Consider the following 17,294-nt stretch of genomic DNA (forward strand, 5'->3'; position numbering starts at 1 on the left):
CGTCTAACGGTCCGGCAGGCCGCAGCAGAGGCGGGAGAGGCGCGTTCCGCGTTAGCCAAGACAAGTAGTTGTGCTAGCGGGACCGAAGAATGGTACACTAGAGGAGGAAGCACCCATTTTTGGCGCGAGCGCCTAGGAGGGAATACGAAGCATGAACGCATTTGAATGGTACAATCCGACCAAGCTGGTGTTCGGAGCGGACAAGGTCGGACAGTTGGGCGAATTGATCGAACCCTACGGAAAGCGGATCTTGCTCGTATACGGGGGAGGAAGCATCAAGAGGACCGGGCTGTACGACGAAGTGATGTTCGAGCTCCGGAATATCGGCGCGACGGTCCACGAGCTTTCCGGAGTCGAGCCGAACCCGCGCCTCTCCACGGTGAACCGGGGCATCGACATTTGCCGGGCGGAGGACATCGAGTTCATTCTCGCGGTCGGAGGCGGCAGCGTGTTGGATGCGTCGAAGGCGATCGCGGCCGGAGCCGTATACGACGGCGACGTATGGGACTTTACGATCCGCAAGGCGGTCATACAAGACGCGCTGCCGCTCGGGACCGTATTGACGCTTGCGGCTACGGGCTCGGAAATGAACGGCAACGCCGTCATCACCAATTGGGAGACCAAGCAGAAGAGGGGGCTCGGCAGCAAGCTGGTGTATCCCCGTTTTTCCATATTAGATCCGAAGCTGACGTACACCGTTCCGCGAGATCAGACGGTGAACGGAATCGTCGATATCATGTCGCACGTGTTCGAGCAGTATTTTACGCTGACGACCGACATTCCGCTGCAGGAGCGGCTTGCGGAGGCGGTTCTGCTGACTGTGATCGAGAACGGGGAGAAGGCGCTGGAGGACGGGACCGATTACGACGCCCGGGCGAACCTGCTGCTGGCCGGTACATATGCGCTGAACGGCACGCTTCCTAACGGAGTCACGACGGACTGGGCGACGCACGGCATCGAGCACGAAGTCAGCGCCATCTACGATATTGCGCACGGGGCGGGCCTGGCGATCCTGTTCCCGAACTGGATGAAATACGTGTACAAGGAGCGCGTTGGCAAATTCGTACAGTATGCGGTTCGGGTCTGGCAGGTCGATCCGACGGGCAAGAGCGACGACGAGATCGCGCTGGAAGGCATCGCGGCGACCCGGGCTTACTTTACGAGGATCGGCGCGCCCGCGACGCTTGGCGAAGTCGGCATTAACGACGAGCATTTGGAACGGATGGCGGACGAAGCGACGCGCTTCGGGCCGATCGGCTCGTTCAAGCTGCTGTCGCGGGACGATGTCCTGAATATCCTGAAGTCAAGTCTGTAAGTCCGAAACTGAAAAAAGAGGCGCCTGCTTGCCGGAATTCGGCGGAGGCGCCTCCTTGCGATGGAGGAACGGTTATGCCGCTGACACTAGAAGAGGTAATGGACCAGCTCGAGGAGATGGGATCCGAGCAGACGAAGAATACGTTTCTGAGGCACGGGGCCAGCGAGCCGTTGTTCGGCGTCAAGGTAGGCGATCTGAAGAAGCTCGTCAAGGACGTGAAGAAGGACCAGGCGCTCGCCCGAGCTCTCTATGAGACGGGGAACAGCGATGCGATGTACTTGGCGGGACTGACCGTCGATCCGCGCGCGGCGACCAAGGAGATGCTTCAGGAGTGGGCGCGGAAGGCCCGGTGGTACGCGACGGCGGAATATACGGTCGCCGGCGTGGCCGCCGAGAGCCCGTACGCCCTCGAGCTTGCCAGAGAATGGATAGAGTCGCCGGAGGAGACGATCGCCGCCTGCGGGTGGAGCACGTATGCCAATTACGTCTCGATTACGCCCGACGACCGGCTGAATCCGGACGAGATTCAGGCTTATTTGCACCGGATCGAACGGACGATCCATGACGAGCGCAACCGCGTCCGCTACACGATGAACGGCTTCGTCATCGCGGTCGGCTGCTACGTGTCGCCGCTTAGCGAGGAAGCGGAGCGCGTGGCCCGGCAGATCGGCAAGGTAAGCGTCGATGTCGGACAGACCGCATGCAAGGTGCCGCTGGCCGCCGACTATATCGTCAAGGTTCTGGAAGCGGGCAAAACCGGGCGCAAGAGAAAGACCTGCATCTGTTAGTCGTTAAAGCCCAACCGGGAGCTCTCCGGCCGGAGGCATACGGGACGGAAAAAAGATCGGATAATTCGCCAAAAGCCGAATAGATAAGAAGGAGAAAGCAGCATTTGTGTTGAATGCGTTTACAATACAAAGAGGCCGGAGGGTGTTTTTTCCATGCGACAGAGGCTTACGAATACCCCGATGATGTATGCCTTCGGGATGCTGGCGATGATGATCCCCAGCCAGGCGTTCAGCACGTTCTACAGTTATTTTTACGTGGATAAGCTGGGGCTGGGCATCGGTCTGGCGACGCTGGCGCGGACGATCTTCATGATCTGGGACGCAGTTAATCAGCCGCTGTTCGGGTATTGGTCCGATCGCACGAAGACGAAATACGGGCGAAGAAGGCCCTGGATTTACGGCGCGATTCCGTTCTTCATGCTGGCGTTCGTGATAGTATTCTCGCCTCCGGCGAACCTGTCGGAGACGGGGCTGTTCACCTGGTTTCTCATCGCCCTTATTTTCTATGAAGCGGTGGCGACCGTAATCTGGGTAAACTACGGCGCGCTGTTCGCCGAGCTGTTCCGGGGAGACCGCGTCCGCGCGAAAGCCTCCGCCGTGCAGCAGGGGTTCCAGATCGTCGCGCTGCTGATCGGGACGGCGCTGACGCCGATCCTGTTCGACGCGATGGGCTTCGGCAATATGGCCATCGTCTACGCGCTGACGTTCGCTTTGCTGATGATCGTCTGTCTGCGGTTCGTGAAGGAGGATCCGGAGGCGAGCAGGGCTCCGCAGCCGAAGCTGAAGGAGGCGTTCAAGGAGACGCTCGGCAACAAGCCGTTCTGGCTGGTGAACCTCGCCAATTCCTTCGCCCAGACCGTCAACGGCCTGCTCAGCGCCACCATTCCTTTTTACGCCAAATACGTGTTGAAAATTCCCGAGGCCCAGAATACGATTCTGCTCGCCTCCGTCTTCGTCTCCGTCATTCCTCTCGTCGGCGTCTGGTACTGGCTGCTGCGCCGCATGGATCCGGTGAAAGGCTGGAGACTGTCGTTCATCGCCTATGCGCTGTCCGTCATTCCGCTGTGGTTCGGCACCGACTTGATCAGCGGCTTGATCGCAGGGGTGATCGTCGGCTTCGGGCTGGCCGGCTTCCTCGTCTCGCCTCCGATGGTGAACAGCAACATTATCGATCTGGATGCGGAAAAGACGGGCAGCAGGCGGGAGGGCATCTATACGGCGGTCAGCGGTTTTATCGTGCGGTCGAGCGGACTGATCTCGGCGCTGGCCTTCCTGATCGTCGGAGTGATTTTCGGCTACGAGAGCGGGGACAATCCTGGTCCGAATCCGGAGATGACGTTCCGCTATCTGATCAGCGTCGTGCCTCTGGTGCTGCTTGCGTTCTCGATTGCCATTTCTTACTTCGTGAAAATAGAGAGGAAGCCTGCGAATGAGTCTTAAGCGTCTGGTGATCAATTGCGACGATTTCGGCCAGAGCGCGCCGATGAATGCCGCCATCATGCACCTGCTCGAGGAGCGGCGGGTGTCCTCGGCGACGATCATGGCCCCGGCTCCCGGCTTCGAGGAAGCGGCGGAGTGGTGCAGACGAAGAGGGCAGACGAACGTCGGGCTGCATTTGACGTTGACCAGCGAGTTCGACGCGATCCGTTGGACCAGTCTGACCGGACATCCCACGCTGCACGACGAAAGCGGCCATATGCACAAGACGGTTGAAGCCTTCGAGCGGCATGCCGATACCGGGGCTGTCATGAAGGAGTTGAAGGCCCAGTACGAGAAGGCGGTTCGCCACGGGCTGCGGCTGAGCCATGGCGACAATCATATGGGCAGTCTGTACGGCACCGCGACGGGCAGAAGCCATATCCCCCACGTGCTCAGGCTATGCGCCAGGTGGAGGCTGCCCTTCCGGATTTTTCGCAAAGTCCATCCGTCCGATCGTCTGCTCTCCGCGATTCCGGGAGTCGAACGGGCGGCGGCCAAGGCGTCGGCGCTGGCCGGGCTGCTGGGCGTGGCGATTCCCGATTATCTGCTGTCTCATGCGTTCCACGTGCAGGAGGGAGAGACTTACGAATCGTTCAAAAAGGAGCTGATCGGCAAGCTCTACGACTTGCCCGAAGGAATCAGCGAGACTTACATTCACCCGGCCGTGGAGGATGCCGGCATGCTCGAACGGGTGCCGCATTGGGAGAAAAGGGTGTGGGAATACCGGCTGATGCTGGACGAGGACTTCGCCTACGCGATCCGGGACGCCGGCGTTACGATGGTCGATTACGCGTACATCCGCGAGCACGGCAGAGCTTCCAGATTCGGGTCGGCGTTCGCGCTGACGCGCGAGCTGATGAGAAAATAGAGAGCAAGGGACGGTGCGCCGTCCCTTGCTCTTCTTGTGCGAGGGGGCGTCGCCGGGCGATTGGATTTTCGCGGGCAATAGGTATACCATATTCCATATAAGCCCGTCAGGGGCGAGTATTCGCAAAAATCAGCTCACGAAAGCCGAGGTAGATGATCATGGCCACTGTTGTCCTCATTCTGGCGGTCGTTGCGATCACGGGATTTTTGATCGTTCGGTATTATCCGCCTCTTGGCGGCAAGACGTCGCGCGAGAGCAAGCGGCGGATCGAAGCTTCGCCGCAAAGCCGGGACCGCAAGTTCGAGAACCAAATTCCGACGACGATGAATATGGATTTCCGCACGGGGATGAAGGTTCTCGTCGATATGCTGAAGGGCCATCCCGAACGCCGGCCGAAGGGAGCGCTGGAGACGGAGAGGCTGTCGCCGGAACGGCTGCGCTCGAGCGAGGGCCCGGCGGCGACGTGGTTCGGCCATTCGGCCGTGCTGCTCAGACTAGACGGCTTGACGATTTTCCTCGATCCGATGCTGGGGCGTGCGCCGTCGCCGGTTCCGCTGATCGGCGGCGGCCGCTACAGCAAGCGGCTGCCGATCGAGATCGACCAGCTGCCGGCGATCGACGCTGTGGTCATCTCTCACGACCACTACGATCATCTGGATTACGGCACGATCAAGAAGCTTCGCGGCAAGGTTCGCAGGTATATCGTGCCGCTGGGCGTAGCCGCCCATCTGGAGAGGTGGGGAGTCGACCCCGGCATCATTACGGAGCACGACTGGTGGGAGGAGCTGGAGTATGAAGGGCTGAAGCTTGTCTGCGCCCCCGCCCGCCATTTTTCCGGCAGAAACATCGGCAGCAACCGCAACTCCACGCTCTGGTGCTCCTGGATCATCTCCGGCAGGCAGGCCAACGTCTATTTCAGCGGAGACAGCGGCTACGGGCCGCATTTTAAGGAGATCGGCGACAAGTACGGGCCGTTCGATCTGACGCTGATGGAGTGCGGCCAATACGACGAAAGATGGGCCTCGATTCATATGCTCCCCGAGCAGTCCGTTCAGGCGCATCAGGACGTCCGCGGCAGAATGATGCTGCCGATTCACTGGGGCGCGTTTACGCTGGCGCTGCACGCCTGGACCGATCCCGTCGAGCGCGCGGCCAAGGCGGCCCGCGAGCGCGGAGTGACGGTCGCGACGCCGAAAATCGGCGAGATCGTGCGCATCGGGGAACTGCGGCCGACTGCAAGCGCCTGGTGGAGGCCGGAGTTGGTTTAACGGCTGCGGGGCAGCGGGCGAGAGGAAACGGCGACGAAACGCAAGCGATCAAATGTATCGGAACGGGACGAGAGAACCGAACGGCGCGAAGGCCGGGTCGGGGGAAAGGAGGGAAACGGGCGATGCAGCCTTTTACGGAGCGTGTCGTCGAGATCGTGAAGAGCATTCCCGAGGGCTTCGTGATGACTTACGGCCAGATCGCGGAATGCGCCGGCAGCCCGAGAGGGGCGAGGCAGGTGGTGCGAATCTTGCATTCGTTAAGCGAGAAGCATGGCCTGCCGTGGCATCGGGTCGTCAACGCAAGAGGAGAGATTGCGATCCAGGAAGGCGAGGGACGCTACATGCAGAAGCTTTATCTGGAGAACGAAGGGGTCGAGTTCGGCCTGAACGGCCTTATCGACCTCGACGTTTACCGGTACGTCCCTTCCGTTACGCAGAGCGCTGCTCGACAAGCCGGGCAATCTCCACGATGACGTTCACCGCCTGAAGCATCGTGTCGACGGAGACGTACTCGTAGCGGCCGTGGTAGTTTTCGCCGCCGGTGAACAGGTTCGGAGTCGGCAGCCCCATATAGCTGAGCTGGGAGCCGTCGGTTCCCCCGCGGATCGGCCGGACGATCGGCTCGATTCCGAGGCGCACCATCGCATCCCGGGCGATGTCGACGATCTCGCGGACGGGCTCGATTTTCTCCCGCATATTGAAATATTGGTCCTGGATCTCGACGACGATCCGGCCTTTCCCGTATTTGTCCTGCAGTTCCTCCGCCACGGCCGCAAGCAGAGCCTTCCGTCCGTCGAACCGGGCGCGGTCGAAATCCCGAATCAGGTAAGTCAGCTTCGTTGCCTCCACGTCGCCGTGAACGGAGACGAGATGGAAGAAGCCTTCATAGCCTTCGGTAAACTCAGGCGCCTCCTGAACGGGCAGGCGGCTGTTGAATTCCATCGCGATTTTGGCGGAGTTGACCATTTTGCCTTTGGCCGTACCGGGGTGAACGATCTTGCCCGTGCACGTAACGCGGGCGGCAGCGGCGTTAAAGCTTTCGTACTGCAGCTCTCCGAGCGGCCCGCCGTCCATCGTGTAGGCGAATTGCGCGTCGAAGGCATCCACGTCGAAGCGGCGTGGCCCCCGGCCGATCTCCTCGTCCGGCGTGAAAGCGACCCGAATGCGGCCGTGCTTGATCTCCGGATGCCGGATCAGGTAAGCCATCGCGGTCATGATTTCGGCGATGCCCGCCTTGTCGTCGGCCCCCAGCAGCGTCGTGCCGTCGGTCGTTATCAAGGTGTGGCCCTTGTATCCGGCCAGCTCGGGAAAGTCGCGCGGAGACAGCACGATCTGCCGCTCCGCGTTCAGCACGATGTCTCCGCCGCCGTAATCTTCGATAACCTGCGGGCGAACGTCCTTGCCCGTAAAATCGGTCGCCGTATCGAGGTGCGCCAGGAAGCCGATCGTCGGCACTTCCTTGTCCGTGTTGGAGGGAAGGGTGGCCATGACGTAGCCGTTCTCGTCGATCGTTACGTCCTGCATCCCGATCTCCTTCAGTTCTTCGGCCAGCATCCGGCCGAGCGTCAGCTGTCCTGCCGTCGTGGGGCACGTCGTCTGGCTTTCGTCGGACTGCGTATCGACTCTCGCATAAGTATTGAAGCGGGCGATGATCTCGTTCTTCATAGGGTGTCAGCTCCTCTTCCGGGCCTCTGTCCGAAGGCCCGTTCTATATAGTCGGCCAGCAGGCGCACGCCGAAGCCGGTCGCTCCGGCCGCTTCGTAGCCCCGATCCGCCGGGGACTGGACGGTGTTGGCCATATCGATATGCGCCCACCGGACGCCGTCGCCGACGAATCGGCGAAGGAACAGCGCCGCTGTGCAGGCGCCGCCGTAAGCGCTGGAGCCGATATTGCTCAGATCGGCGTAGCTGCTGCGCAGCAGCTCCTCGTCGTCGTCGACGAGAGGCATCGGCCACACCCGGTCTCCGCACGATTCGCCGCATGTCCGCAGAGCCTCCGTCACGGCCGCATCTCCCCATACGCCGGAGACCCGCAGGCCGAGCGCCTGTCCGACGCTGCCCGTCAGCGTGGCGATGTCGACGATCTCGGAAGCGCCGAGCCGTTGGGCGTGCAGCAGAGCGTCGGCCAAGATCAGCCGGCCTTCGGCGTCCGTGTTGCCGACCTGAACGGTCAGGCCGTTGGGATAGCGGACGATGGAGGAGGGGAGCATAGCGCCCGACCCCGGCACGTTGTCCGCCACGGCGATGAGAGCGGCGACGCGGGCTGCGGCCCCGCCGCGCGCCAGCAGATCGAGCGCCCCGGCGACGGCGCAGGCGCCCCCCATGTCGAAGCGAGCCTCGCTTAAATCCCGTCCCGTCTTCACGTTCATGCCGCCCATATCGAACGTCATCCCTTTGCCGACGAGCGCGGTCAAGGGCAGAGTCGGATCGGGGGCATAGATCAGCTCCACAAGCGCGGGAGCATGGCGGCTGCCCTGGCCGACGGCCAGCAGCCCGTTCATGCCGAATGCGGCCAGATCGTCCCCGCGATAGACTCGCACGCTGACATCCGGATAGTCCGCGAAGCGCCGCTCGATCTCCTCGACGAGCCGTTCGGGCGTCATGACGTTGGCGGGCTCGTTGCACCAGTCCCGGGCCAGCATCGTGCTTTCCGCGCGCAGCTGCGCCTTCTCCGCATACCGGGCGGCCGTCTGGCCGTCTGCGCCTCCGATTCGAAGCCGAAGCGAAGAGACCGCGCCGGGTTCGGCTTCCTTCTTGTACCGGTTGAAGGCATAGCTGCCGAGCAGCCAGCCCTCTACCCAAGCCTGGACGCAGGCTTCCGCGTCAAGCCTGTCCTCGGCTGCGCCGAGATCGACCGCCGCGGCCGCGTAGCCTTCGCGGCCGACCGCCCGAGCGGCGCAGCCGGCTGCCCGCCGCAATCGTTCCGCATCGAGGCGAAGAGCCCCGCCAAGTCCGACGATTGCCGCATGCCGTTCTCCGGGCGCTCCGTACAGCAAGCTGATCCGGCCGTGAGCGCCCGCGGACGGAGTCGGCGCGACGCTCAGTCCGGGAACGTCCGGCCGATCCTCGAACGCAAGATGAAGTACGACCTCCGACGGGCCCGGATCCGAGCCCGAACTCGCGGCAAGCTCCTCGGGTCTCTCAACGATGTCCACTCTCATCCGAAACGCCTCCTTTCTCGTAATCGACGTTGGCCAGCTCGTAGATCGCCTGGGCGTACAGGGCGGTTGCCCGCAGCAGACTGTCGACGGAGATCGATTCGTCCGGCTGATGCGCCGTGTCCTCCTCGCCAGGGAACAGCGGGCCGAAGGCGACGCAGCCCGGCAGCTTGCAGGCGTAAGTGCCGCCTCCGGTCGAGAGCAGGTCAGCCGGCTGCCCGGTCTGCTCCGTATAGACGCGCTGCAGCGCCCCGATCATCGGATGGGAGGCCGGCACCTCGTGCGGCGGCTTGACGACCGTCTCGGCAAGATGGAAGCCGTAAGGCCGAAGCTTTACGTCCAGCGTCGCCAGCAGGCGGTCTCCGTCCGCGCAGGCCGGAAACCGGATATTGAGGTGGAAGAACGCCTCGTTCTCGCCGGGCGCATAGCGGAGCAAGCCGACGTTGACGGTGAGCGCTCCCGTCGTATCGTCCCGGCAAGCGATGCCGAGCGCTTCGCCGGAGGACTCCGCGGCGAGCAGCTCGACGGCGGCGTGGACAAAGCGCTCGTCATCTCCGCCCAGCGGCTGCGTATCGAGAAATTGGAGCAGCAGCAGCCCCGCATTGACGCCGGTCTCGGGCGCCATGCCATGCGCGGATTTGCCTTCCATCCGCAGCAGCATCGTCGCGCCTTCCGGCCTCTGCGGATCGGCCGCGGCGGAGCCGCTCAGCCCGCGCTCCGCGCAGTAGGAGCGGTAAGCCGCCGCGACCGACGCGAGCTCGTCCGGCGAGCCGCCGACGAACGCTTCGGCGGAGTCCGGAACCATATTCGCGGCGGTGCCGGAGCGGAAGCCGCGCAGGCGCACCCGGTCTTCAGAGCCGCTGCCCGACAGCTTAAGCGTCATGCGGGTGTTCACCTGACCCTTCTCCGCATGAACGATCGGGAAATCGGCGTCAGGAGTAAATCCGGCCAGCGGCGGACGCTCAAGACGGTTGTATGCGTCCATGCAGCTCATGCCGGTCTCCTCGTCGGTGCCGAAGATCAGCCGAACCCGGTGTCGAAGCGGGAGGCCGAGCTCCTTCACGATAAGCAGCCCGTAGAAGGCGGCCATGGTCGGCCCCTTATCGTCGAGAGCGCCGCGAGCGTACAGCCTCCCGTTGCGGACGGCCGCCTCGAAGGGAGGCGTAGTCCACTCGCCGCTGGCGGGGACGACGTCGACGTGGCTGAGCACCGCGATATAGTCGTCCGGCCGATCCGCCCCGACCGTCTCTTCCGCAGCCGAGCGGCGGCCGTCGTAATCGGCGTAGCCGACGATGCCTTCGATATTGGCGATGCGGAGCCCTTCCCGTTCGGCCAACCCCAGCATCCGCTTCAGCGCCCTTGCGGATTCGACGCCCAGCGGGGCGCCGGGACCGACGGCGGCTTCATTCTTCACGCTCGGAATCGCAAGGAGGGACGACAAATCGCGCAGCAGCGAGTTCTGCCGTCTCCGCGCCTCTTCCATCCAGTCGATGCGCATAGAGAATGCTCACTCCTTCCGGAGCTGGATGACACAGCGATTTTCGCCGATCACCCGCCCGTTGTCATTCCAAATATTCGCCGAGCCGATTCGGTGCATGCGGGCGATCGTCTCCCGGTTGCCGTAGCCGATTTGCTCCAGTATTGAAGCGACCGCGATCGGCCATTCGTCCTCCGAGCCGTCGACGATCTTCAGCGCGAAGCCGAGCCGCTCTTTCCTCAATGCGAAGCAGTAAATGCCCTTGGCCCCTCCCTTGGCGACGATATTGTCGTCCATCAGCAGGTTCGGGCAGATCAGGTATTCGGCCGAAATCATGCGGGGGAAGGCGTTCATCAGCCGGGTCGCCTTGCCGACCGCCTCGCGGAGCGCCGGATCGGCGATCAGATCGGGGCAGGCGAGCTTGAGAAATGCCGTCGCCATGTTCCGCAGCGGCATGCCGAATACGGGGAAGCCGCAGCCGTCGGTGCCGATCCGGATGCTCTCCGGCGGGCATTCGGCCAGCTCGGCGGCCAGGGCGGCGATGCGCCGCTGGACCGGGTGATCGGGAGAATCGTAGTTATCCAGCGTTTCGCCTAATCCGATGCAGGCGGCGAGCACCCCGAGATGCTTGCCGGAGCAGTTATGGTAGATTCGACGCTGCGGCAGGCGTTCGGCGACCAGCGCGTCGCGGGCGTCCGCGTCCAGAGGGTAGGTCGGCTTGCAGACGAGGGCGCGCTCGTCTAGCCCCAGCTTGGCGAGCATCCCCTCCAACGCCTTTACATGATAAGGAAGAGCGCGGTGCGACGCCATCATGATCGCCTGCTCCTCCGGCGTGAATCCGAACTTCTCGTCGAAGCCCCCCAGGAAAAAAGGCAGCGCCTGAATCGGCTTCGCCGCCGAGCGCATGAACGTGACCGCGCCGGGATCGCCGTACTGCCAGGCGATGCCGCCCCGATCGTTCACCGCGCATACGTGCCCGTAGTGGACGTTCTCCAGAAAGCCCCCTCGATACTCCAGGACGACAGGCTCGGCCTTGGCGGCCAAGTTTTCCTTCGCTCCGCTGTTCAAGCTGCTCATTTCTTCATCCCCTATGCAGATTGGCAGATCTAAATCGCAAGCGCAAGCCTCAGGGCTCGCCGTTTCTCTGAGTATACCGCCGTCCTTCCGCCTTGGCTAGAGCCTCGAGAGGGATCCGCCGACAGACGCCCGGCTCCGGCGGAGCCGGGTCGCCTTGCGCCGGAATCCCCCGTTCGCAGAACTTTCGAGCGGGTGGAAGATTGCGGTTAATCCGGACGATATTGGACACCTTAAAGAGAAAACGGACTGAACATCGGGCTCCAGGAGGAGTGGGTCATGAACAAGCACGCAACCGAAGAACGGCAGCGCGACGACGCCTGCATATCCCCGAGCATGCAGGACAATATCAATCATGTCCGCAGCATGCTCGGCGACCCGGCAGACCTGGTTGTCCGAAGCATAACGGTCGGCGGAGGACGAAGGGACTGCACGCTCGTGTTTCTAACGGGGCTGTCGGACAAGAAGGTCGTAGACGAGCTGATCGTCCGGCAGATTCTGCTGGCGGACCGCTTCGGGGACGAAGACTCGGAAGCGAAGGCTTCCGACCTGCTCGACGACCTGCGCCGGGAGACGATGGCGGTATCCAAGGTCATCGAGATTCGTCACTGGAACGACGTCCTCAGAGGAATTCTCTACGGAGACACCGTTCTGTTCCTCGAGGGGGCTGATCAGGCGCTGCTGGTCGGCACCGGGGACTGGAAGGACCGGAACGTAGAGGAGCCGCCTACGGAAGCGCTCGTTCGGGGGCCGAGGGAAGGCTTTACCGAGAAAATTGAGACGAACGTGGCTTTGATCCGCAGAGGCATTCGCGATGTGAATCTTCGCTTGGTCTCCTACAGCATCGGGAGGCGTTCCCGCAAAACGCTGGTGATGGCTTACATTCAGGGTATTATCCATCCGGGCATCGTGGAGGAGGTGCGCAGAAGACTGGACACGATCGACATCGACGACGCCCCCGAGTCGGGATTTATCGAGCAGTGGATCGAAGACAGCTTTCTATCGCCTTTTCCGCAATTGCTGCATACGGAGAGACCGGACAAAGTCAGGGCGTCGCTCTTGCAGGGGAAAGTCGCGATTATGCTGGAGGGCACCCCGTTCGCGCTGATTCTGCCGACGACATTCGTATCGCTGATCCAGTCGCCGGAAGACTATTACGAGCGTTGGCTGATCGGCTCGCTGATCCGGCTGCTGCGCTATCTGGCCGTATTTATTTCGCTCTTCCTGCCCGCGATCTATATCGCGCTCGTATCGTTCCATCAAGGGATGATTCCGTTTAAGCTGGCGTTCTCCATTGCCGCCTCGCGGGAAGGGGTTCCTTTTCCGGCGGTGATCGAAGCGCTGCTGATGGAGGGCACCCTGGAGCTTCTGCGCGAAGCCGGTATTCGTCTTCCGAAGCCGATCGGGCAGACGATCGGCATCGTCGGCGGCCTCGTGATCGGGGAAGCGGCGGTACAGGCGGGTGTCGTCAGCCCGATCATGGTCATCGTCGTCGCCGTGACGGCGATCTCCTCGTTCGCCACCCCTTCGTACAGCGCCGGAATCGCCTTTCGGATGCTGAGATTTGCCACGATGCTCGCGGCCGGCGTGCTGGGGCTGTTCGGCATTATTTTGTCGTTCATCATGATCTCGACGCACCTCGTCCGGCTGAAAAGCTTTGGCATGCCGTATGCTACGCCGTTCGCGCCGATGTTTATGAAGGACTGGAGGGATCTGGTCATCCGTTCTCCGGTCACTTTTCTGACGAGGAGACCCGATTTCATGCAGACGAAGAATGTGAACCGCGCGAGCGGGAGAGGAAAGCGGACATGAAATCGTTCGAGTACGGAGACCGAGAGATTGGAGCGACCGAAGTGGCTTACGGAGTAAGCAACGTCGTGATCGGCTTCGGCGTGCTGACGCTTCCGCGCTCGCTTGCCGCTATGACGGAGTCCTCGGACGGCTGGATGTCGTTGGTGCTCGGGGGCGGAATTGCGCTGGTGTTCGGCTGGCTGATCGCTGCTCTATGCCAGAGGTTTCCGAAGATGGGACTGAAGGAAATGACGAAGGCGGTCGCGAACGGAGCGGTCGCCAACGTCGTCGTCCTTTTGTTTGCGATGTATACGTTTTTGTTCGCCGGATACGAGACGAGAGGACTGGCCAACATCTCCAAGCAGTACCTGTTCGACCGAACCCCGGAGGACGCGATCTGCCTGTTCTTCCTGCTCGTGCTGGCTTACGGGGCGGCCGGGTCGAGCGCGGCTCTGCTGCGTCTGAATCTCGTTTTCCTGCCCCTCGTTCTGTTGATCGTATTCGTCGTACTGGCGATGAATATCCCGTTCTTCGATTATCACAATCTCAAGCCCGCATTCGTGACGAATTGGCAGGACGTGCTGAAGGCGACGAAGGGCACGCTGTTTTCTTTTCTCGGGCTGGAAATTTTTCTGTTCTACAACGTGTTTGTCAATCGGCCCAAGGCGATGAAGAAGGCGGTGCTTACCGGCCTGGCGATTCCGTTCCTGGTCTACATGATCGTGTTCTTATTCGTCATCGGAATTTTTGGCTGCGAGGTGACGAAATTCACGCTCTATCCGACTGCCGAGCTGGCCAAGCAGGTGGAAATTCCGGGCGGCTTCTTCGAGAGGTTCGAGTCCATTTTCTTTACGATCTGGGTCGTCACGTTATTCAATACCGGGGCCATGGCCTTCGATGTGACGATTCTCGCCCTAAGGGCTCTGTTCCCCGGACCCAAGCGAATGACATGGGTCATTGCGCTTTGTCCGTTCATCTACCTGGTCGCTATGCAGCCGCAGGGCGTAAGGGAAATCGATCTCTTCGGAGAATGGATCAGCTATGCGGGAATCGTGATCGGATGGGCTTTTCCGGCGATGCTGCTGGGAGCCGCCAAGATGCGGGGGATTAAAGGGAATGAAGGCGTTTCTTAAAGGAATAGCCGTCCTGATCGCGCTGGCCGTCAGCGCCGGCTGCTGGGACCGGGTGGAGATCGAAGAGCGGGGCTTCGTGGTCGGCTCGGCGGTCGACCTTGCGGAGGACGGAACGTACGAGCTTACCTTTCAGTATATTGTGCCCAGGGCGGTACAGGGCAAGTCCACCGGCTCGGGGCAAACGTCGGCCAAGCCGTTTCAGAACATCTCGGCCTCAGGGGAGACGCTGTTTAAGGCTGCCCGCAAAATGTCCAACGAGGTCAGCCGGTCTCCCTATCTGGAGCATAACAAGATCATCATCGTGTCGGAGCAGCTGGCTCGGGCGGGAAAGCTTCCGGAGGTACTGGACTTGTTCGTGCGTGACCCGGAGATGAGAAGAGCGGCGAAGGTGATGATTTCCGTCGGCAAGGCGAAGAAGGTGCTGGACATTAAGCCGAATATCGAGGCGTTACCCGTTCAGTACATTAATTCCACCTCGGAAAACCCGAATAAGAGCGAGTCCATCGTGCCTACGGTAACGATCGGCAAAGTGCATCGCTTCCTGCTGGAGGAGCACAGCTACGCCATTCCGAGAATTACGAAAGTCGGCAATCGGGTTTCGCTTAGCGGGGCGGCTGTATTCGGAAGCGATAATCGGCTGAGAGGCTTTCTGGAAGGAGACGAAACGTCGGGCAGAAATTACTTCAGCGGGGCGATCTTGACAGATGCGATTAAGATCGAGATGGGCGGCCAGCTTCTCGAATTCGAGGTGAAGAGAGCGACCAGGAAGGTCAGAGCGAACGTTGTCGATCCGAAATCCCCAGTGTTCACCGTCCATGTGAAAGTGGAGGGCAACATCGGCGAGTCGCACGCTTCAGTCGATCTGCTCGATCCGCAGATCGTCCGGGAGATCGAGAAGCGCGCCGCCGAGCGGATCGAATCGAACATGTACGCCGTGCTGGAGAAGCTGCAGAAACAATATAAAGCCGATGTCATCGGCTTCAGCGAATGCTTGAACGAAGATCACCATCGCGTATGGGACAAGATCATGAGAGATTGGGATCGCGGGGAGAATCTGTTCTCCCAAAGCAAAGTTATCGTCCGGGTCGGGGTCAGGCTTAGAAACATAGGCGCCATCGAACAGGTTCAGCCAGGGGAGGGATAGGCATGCGCTCGCTGCTTCAGGCTTTGTCGGATCGGCTGCCCGGGACGACGGTGATCGTGAACGCTTTGCTGGCGGGAATCGTTCCCTGGGTCGTCTACAGGATTAACCGGACGTTCCGCCGCTACGGAGATCCTCCCTGGAAGCGGGAGGAGGACGACTAGCGCGAAGGCGCCGGCGGCGGATATTTCACGACCGGCCATTTCTCCTTGCGAAGCGCGTTCATCAAGGGCGGTCCGACATGAAGGTTGTTCGCGACAAGCGGAGCGGGCGTAAGCGCCATCCACTGGTTTAGCGAGACGTCCGCGAATCGGTCGCTCTTGAACATCTCCAGAAACCAGACGCTCGTATCGCCGGTGTTCTGAATGTAATGGCCGAAGGCGAACGGGACGTAGCCGACGTCGCCCGCCCGGCAATTAAAGGTGCGCGCCGTGCCCTGCCCGGAGAACACGGTCATCCGCGCCGTTCCGGACAAGTAGTACTGCCACTCGTCGTTGTTGGGATGCCAGTGCAGCTCCCGCATGCCGCCGGGCTTGATTTCGACGAGGGCGGCGGCGATTGCCCGGGCGACGGGGAAGTTTCTGGAATCCGCGATTCGGACGGTGCCTCCCGGGGTGACGATCGGCTCTTGCGCAAGCAGCCGGTAAGTCAGGTTCATCGGAATTTTCCCTTGCGGATCTTCGACCGCTTGGGTGGCGATAGGGCCGGGGACCCGATCCTGGTAAATATACCTTTGGCGACGCGGAATCGAAGCGAACGCGCTCTCGGGCACGCCGAAGTTGGCGGACAGCACGTCCTTCGGCGTATGCGCGAACCAATCGGACAGCGACAAGGTATTGATGTCGGAAAAGCTGCCGTCGTCGAAGACGAGAAGAAATTCGCAGCCCTCCTCCAAGCCTTGAATCGAATGGGGGATGCCGGGAGGGAAGTACCAGAGGTCCCCAGGACCGATGTCTCCGATGAAGTTTCTCCCGTCCTGATCGACGGCGGTAATTCGGGCCCGCCCCGAGATCATGAACGACCATTCCGCCTGCTGATGCCAGTGCATCTCCCGGACGCCGCCGGGGGTCAGCCTCATGTTGACTCCCGCGAGCGTCGTGGCGATCGGCAGCTCGCGCACGGTCACCTCTCGCGACCAGCCCCCGTGATTCAACTGCATGTGCGTATCCGAGAAGGAGAACTTCATGTTGGGCAGCGTTCCCGAATCGGTATCGGGCGGCACCAGCATGTCCGGGTTCTCCAGATCTCGCAAGACGTCGCGCGGACCGGTGTCGGTGGCGCCGGCCCCGTCCCTGCGTATCGGCTGCGGGATCGCGCCGCTCCAGCCCGGGCGCCGTTCTGTTCTTTCCATGGAACTCCTCCTTGAATGCGCGCCGTATTGGCGTCGCAAGCCAACCGCGCAGACTTATGTTAGAGATTATGAGCGTTACCGCTCGCTCATGTCTGGGAGAAGAAAGGGATCACGGTGTCTTAATTGTCAAAAAACATGACATAAAAGCAGGCCCGTCTGCAGATAACTACAAAAAAGCAAAAGATACGTCATATTAGTTGACATTGTCGAGCAAAGCGGGTATTCTGTATTTGAGAGAACGTTTGCTCAAAAATTTCCCAGGAAACTCTCGAAAGAGAGCGAGTGAGCTTCTCGAACGGAGAATTATTTTCGAATAGGGATTGAAATGGGATGATTTTTGCGTTAAGATGACCAATGAAAACGCAATCATTAAGGTTGGTGGTGAAAAGGGGTCAAATTTCACGATCGGATTCCCGACATTTTTTTGACTCACTTGCGAGAACGTTCTCGC

General features: G+C 61.1%; 15 protein-coding genes. 10 read left to right on the plus strand and 5 right to left on the minus strand.

The features are described 5' to 3' along the window. Positions 1-151 precede the first annotated feature (151 nt). From ACFO3S_RS08540 to ACFO3S_RS08565, 6 genes are all read left to right on the plus strand, one after another. Complete coding sequence (locus tag ACFO3S_RS08540) at positions 152-1,315, plus strand: iron-containing alcohol dehydrogenase (RefSeq protein ID WP_378094377.1); 1,164 nt, start codon at positions 152-154, stop codon at positions 1,313-1,315. A gap of 80 nt (positions 1,316-1,395) precedes the next feature. Further along, on the plus strand, positions 1,396-2,103 hold the full coding sequence (locus tag ACFO3S_RS08545) for a DNA alkylation repair protein (protein ID WP_378094534.1): 708 nt from the start codon (positions 1,396-1,398) through the stop codon (positions 2,101-2,103). Between the two features lie 153 nt (positions 2,104-2,256). Beyond that, complete coding sequence (locus tag ACFO3S_RS08550) at positions 2,257-3,543, plus strand: MFS transporter (protein ID WP_378094379.1); 1,287 nt, start codon at positions 2,257-2,259, stop codon at positions 3,541-3,543. Continuing rightward, positions 3,533-4,450 (plus strand): polysaccharide deacetylase family protein, encoded by a 918-nt coding sequence (locus ACFO3S_RS08555; protein ID WP_378094381.1) that lies wholly within the window; start codon positions 3,533-3,535, stop codon positions 4,448-4,450. The genes ACFO3S_RS08550 and ACFO3S_RS08555 overlap by 11 nt, the downstream gene beginning before the upstream one ends. 158 nt (positions 4,451-4,608) lie before the next feature. Continuing rightward, positions 4,609-5,718, plus strand: a complete 1,110-nt coding sequence (locus ACFO3S_RS08560; protein ID WP_378094383.1) for an MBL fold metallo-hydrolase — start codon at positions 4,609-4,611, stop codon at positions 5,716-5,718. Between the two features lie 122 nt (positions 5,719-5,840). Next, complete coding sequence (locus ACFO3S_RS08565; RefSeq protein WP_378094385.1) at positions 5,841-6,191, plus strand: MGMT family protein; 351 nt, start codon at positions 5,841-5,843, stop codon at positions 6,189-6,191. On the opposite strand, the gene pepT is transcribed toward ACFO3S_RS08565, so the two are convergent. Genes pepT through ACFO3S_RS08585 form a run of 4 tightly spaced genes read right to left on the minus strand, consistent with a single transcriptional unit; the run spans position 6,148 to position 11,430 of the window. Then, on the minus strand, positions 6,148-7,383 hold the full coding sequence (gene pepT / locus ACFO3S_RS08570; protein ID WP_378094387.1) for a peptidase T: 1,236 nt from the start codon (positions 7,381-7,383) through the stop codon (positions 6,148-6,150). The genes ACFO3S_RS08565 and pepT overlap by 44 nt on opposite strands. After that, positions 7,380-8,879 (minus strand): M17 family metallopeptidase, encoded by a 1,500-nt coding sequence (locus ACFO3S_RS08575; protein ID WP_378094389.1) that lies wholly within the window; start codon positions 8,877-8,879, stop codon positions 7,380-7,382. Before ACFO3S_RS08575 ends, pepT begins: the two co-directional genes overlap by 4 nt. Continuing rightward, the gene (gene pepV / locus ACFO3S_RS08580) at positions 8,860-10,374 is read right to left on the minus strand and encodes a dipeptidase PepV (RefSeq protein WP_378094391.1); all 1,515 of its coding nucleotides are present in this window, start codon (positions 10,372-10,374) and stop codon (positions 8,860-8,862) included. Before pepV ends, ACFO3S_RS08575 begins: the two co-directional genes overlap by 20 nt. Positions 10,375-10,383: 9 nt before the next feature. Further along, positions 10,384-11,430, minus strand: coding sequence for an asparaginase (locus tag ACFO3S_RS08585; protein WP_378094393.1), 1,047 nt, complete (start codon positions 11,428-11,430; stop codon positions 10,384-10,386). A gap of 276 nt (positions 11,431-11,706) precedes the next feature. On the opposite strand from ACFO3S_RS08585, the gene ACFO3S_RS08590 reads away from it, so the two are divergent. The 4 genes from ACFO3S_RS08590 to ACFO3S_RS08605 are packed head-to-tail and all read left to right on the plus strand — an operon-like array spanning position 11,707 to position 15,656. After that, positions 11,707-13,239, plus strand: coding sequence for a spore germination protein (locus ACFO3S_RS08590; RefSeq protein WP_378094395.1), 1,533 nt, complete (start codon positions 11,707-11,709; stop codon positions 13,237-13,239). Beyond that, the gene (locus tag ACFO3S_RS08595; protein WP_378094397.1) at positions 13,236-14,351 is read left to right on the plus strand and encodes a GerAB/ArcD/ProY family transporter; all 1,116 of its coding nucleotides are present in this window, start codon (positions 13,236-13,238) and stop codon (positions 14,349-14,351) included. Before ACFO3S_RS08590 ends, ACFO3S_RS08595 begins: the two co-directional genes overlap by 4 nt. Further along, positions 14,335-15,495 (plus strand): Ger(x)C family spore germination protein, encoded by a 1,161-nt coding sequence (locus tag ACFO3S_RS08600; protein WP_378094399.1) that lies wholly within the window; start codon positions 14,335-14,337, stop codon positions 15,493-15,495. The genes ACFO3S_RS08595 and ACFO3S_RS08600 overlap by 17 nt, the downstream gene beginning before the upstream one ends. Before the next feature lie 2 nt (positions 15,496-15,497). After that, complete coding sequence (locus tag ACFO3S_RS08605) at positions 15,498-15,656, plus strand: hypothetical protein (RefSeq protein WP_378094401.1); 159 nt, start codon at positions 15,498-15,500, stop codon at positions 15,654-15,656. On the opposite strand, the gene ACFO3S_RS08610 is transcribed toward ACFO3S_RS08605, so the two are convergent. Then, positions 15,653-16,843: an oxalate decarboxylase family bicupin gene (locus ACFO3S_RS08610; RefSeq protein WP_378094403.1), complete on the minus strand. Its 1,191-nt coding sequence runs from the start codon at positions 16,841-16,843 to the stop codon at positions 15,653-15,655. The genes ACFO3S_RS08605 and ACFO3S_RS08610 overlap by 4 nt on opposite strands. Positions 16,844-17,294 lie beyond the last annotated feature (451 nt).

It is taken from the genome of Cohnella hongkongensis, assembly GCF_042654645.1.
GTDB classification, from domain to species: domain Bacteria; phylum Bacillota; class Bacilli; order Paenibacillales; family Paenibacillaceae; genus Cohnella; species Cohnella hongkongensis.